General features: G+C 58.9%; 2 protein-coding genes and 1 pseudogene. All 3 read right to left on the reverse strand.

Going from position 1 to position 2617, the window contains the following annotated elements; all coding sequences use genetic code 11:
* Positions 1–226: 226 nt before the first annotated feature.
* Positions 227–1117, reverse strand: coding sequence for a putative bifunctional diguanylate cyclase/phosphodiesterase (locus ACT6VE_RS34720; protein ID WP_444802644.1), 891 nt, complete (start codon positions 1115–1117; stop codon positions 227–229).
* Between the two features lie 9 nt (positions 1118–1126).
* Positions 1127–1219: pseudogene (locus ACT6VE_RS34725) on the reverse strand (hypothetical protein); the annotation flags it as partial.
* On the reverse strand, positions 1177–2529 hold the full coding sequence (locus ACT6VE_RS34730; RefSeq protein WP_444802645.1) for an MHYT domain-containing protein: 1353 nt from the start codon (positions 2527–2529) through the stop codon (positions 1177–1179). The gene ACT6VE_RS34730 and the pseudogene ACT6VE_RS34725, both read right to left, overlap by 43 nt.
* Positions 2530–2617: the final 88 nt, after the last annotated feature.

Raw genomic sequence — 2617 nt, forward strand, 5'->3', positions numbered from 1 at the left:
TTGCGGTTCGCTAAATCTGCTCGTCTTCATCAAAATCTCCTCGATCATCTTGCCGAGAAAATTCTACTTTTGAAGCCTGTTGTTTTGCGGGGGGATTACCGGATCAAACACCTAGAAGCCGATCGCTATTTCCACAGCTAGAGCGTCTCCAGCCGAAGCGACATCGCTTCGGCGTCGTATAATGTGGGGAAAACAAGAGTTTAAAGCAATTCCAGTGAACCGGATTTCAGCGGAATTTCTCTAGTTCGACCTTCGTGTCTCGAATGGTCGCTGGTCCGGTGTGCTGGCGGAATTCGGCGATCGGTTTCGGTCTGCCAACGAAATAGCCCTGTACCTCCTGGCATTCCTCGGCGCTGAGGAAGGCGAGTTCTTCCGCCGTTTCCACGCCTTCGGCGAGGACTGGCAGCTCTAGGCCTCGACCGAGGCCGAGAACCGCCCTCACGATTGTTGCCGCCTGTCCGTTTCCGTCAACCGAGCGGATAAACGAGGCGTCGATCTTGATCTTGTCGAAGGGAAAAGCTCGCAGGTTGGAAAGCGAGGAGTAGCCGGTTCCGAAATCATCCATGGCAATCCGCACGCCGAGGGTTTTCAACTGCCGCAGTGTTGCGAGGGCGCGGTTGAAGTCACGAATGAGGGTGGTCTCAGTGATTTCCAGTTCGAGGCGAGCAGGTGCAAGGCCGGTCTGGAGAAGGACTTCATGTACCAGTTGCGCAAAATGGGCGCTGTGAAGCTGGACCGACGAAACATTGACCGCGATGCCGAGCGGATGCGCCCAGCCAGCCGCTTCCCGGCACGCTTCGCGCAGTACCCATTCGCCGATCGGTAGGATGAGACCGCAGTCCTCCGCGATGGGAATGAATACATCCGGTCCGATGATGCCGCGGGCTCGATTGTGCCAGCGCAACAACGCCTCGAAGCTCACGACCTTGTTGTCGACGGTGCGGGCCTGCGGCTGGTAGACAAGCGAGAGTTCATCACCGCGCGCGATCGCATGGCGAAGGTCATGCTCGATACGGCGGCGCTCACGAACCTGCTCGCCCATGGTGCTCTCGAAAAACCTGTAGATGCCCCTGCCATCAGCCTTCGCGCGATAGAGCGCGGTATCAGCATGGCTCATGAGCGACGTCCGATCAGCCGCGTCCGCTGGGAATAGAGCAATGCCGATGCTCGTCGAAATCAGGCCGTCCGTGGCGGAGCACTTTCGTTTTCGCTCCGTAATGCGTCAAGCACGCTCTCTGCTATTCTGCCAGCCTGCATGGGGTTGCTGAGGCCGGGTGCGATAATGGCGAACTCGTCGCCGCCGAGCCTTGCCATTAGCTGGCCCTTGCGCAGAACCTTCGTTGCGCATTGTGCCACCTTCTGCAGGAGCTTGTCGCCGGCTGCATGTCCGAACAGGTCGTTTACCTCCTTGAAGCGGTCGAGGTCGAGGCAAAGGACCGCAAGATGTAAACCACTCAACCGCCCATTTGGCTGGTGAGCAGTGATCTGCTCGTCTAGTTCGCTATTGAAGTTGTTGCGGTTGGCGAGGCCCGTCAGGGAATCATGATGGGCGAGGAAATGGATGTTGTTTTCTGCCTTCTTGCGGGCGCGCAAATCCCTGATGGCGATTGCGGTGTGAGGTTCACTCGCAAAATCGATTGGCCGTGAAACCACCTCGACTTCGATCATGGTTCCATTCGCGGCGAGAAGCCGCGTTTCGAACGCGCTGTTCGACTTATCGACGAGTTTCCGACGGGCGGCTCCTTCGGGCAGCAGAGCCGCCAGGTCGGCGCCGATCACCTGTTCCTCCGTGCAATCGACGAGAGCCTCGAAGCTGGCATTGGCTGAAACGACAATGCCCTGCCGGCAAACCAGCAAACCTTCGAACGCTGCATTGGCAAGTCCGCGCATACGCTCCGATTCCCGATCGGCAAGCCGGCGGTCGCGAATGTCGAGCGCGAGTGCCGCGAAGGTCAGGAGCAAGATCGTAAACGCCGCTATCGAAACCAGCACAGCCAACCAGCCCGTTGGAATAGCCAGCGGCGAGACTTCATATAGAGGATCGGGAACGATCGCGGCTGCGCCCATGGCGGTGAAATGGTGGCTGACGATGGCAAGGGTCAACAATAGCGTTCCACCAGCCACTGCCCTCTTCGTGCGCTGACGCAGACCAACGGCCAGGGCGAATGCGCCGATCAGCGTCCCCAGAACGATCGATGCTAGGACCAAGGCCGGATCCCATTCGACGCGGCCGGCGATTTCGAATGCGGCCATGCCGGTATAGTGCATCACAGCAATGCCGCCGCCGACAACCGCACCGCCCAGCCAGCGCGCGGACCAAACCGCGCTCAATGCAACCGGAAGACCAAGGCGCGTCAGCAGGATCGCAACAGCAAGCGAGACCGCCGTGAGCGTAATATTGTACCCAGTCGTCATGGACGGAGAGAACGCGAGCATTGCAATGAAATGGGTGGCCCAGATACCGAAGCCCGTCGCCGTCGCGGCGACCCATAGCCAGACTGTCCGCAGTGGACCCTGTGTGCGCAGCACGTGGTGCAGGAGTGTCCGACATCAGCGCCCATGAGACAGAATTGGGTTAATTGAGAAGAGAGGATTTTCGGCTCATCGTAGCTCACCC

The organism is Shinella sp. (assembly GCF_052438155.1).
Classification (GTDB): domain Bacteria; phylum Pseudomonadota; class Alphaproteobacteria; order Rhizobiales; family Rhizobiaceae; genus Shinella.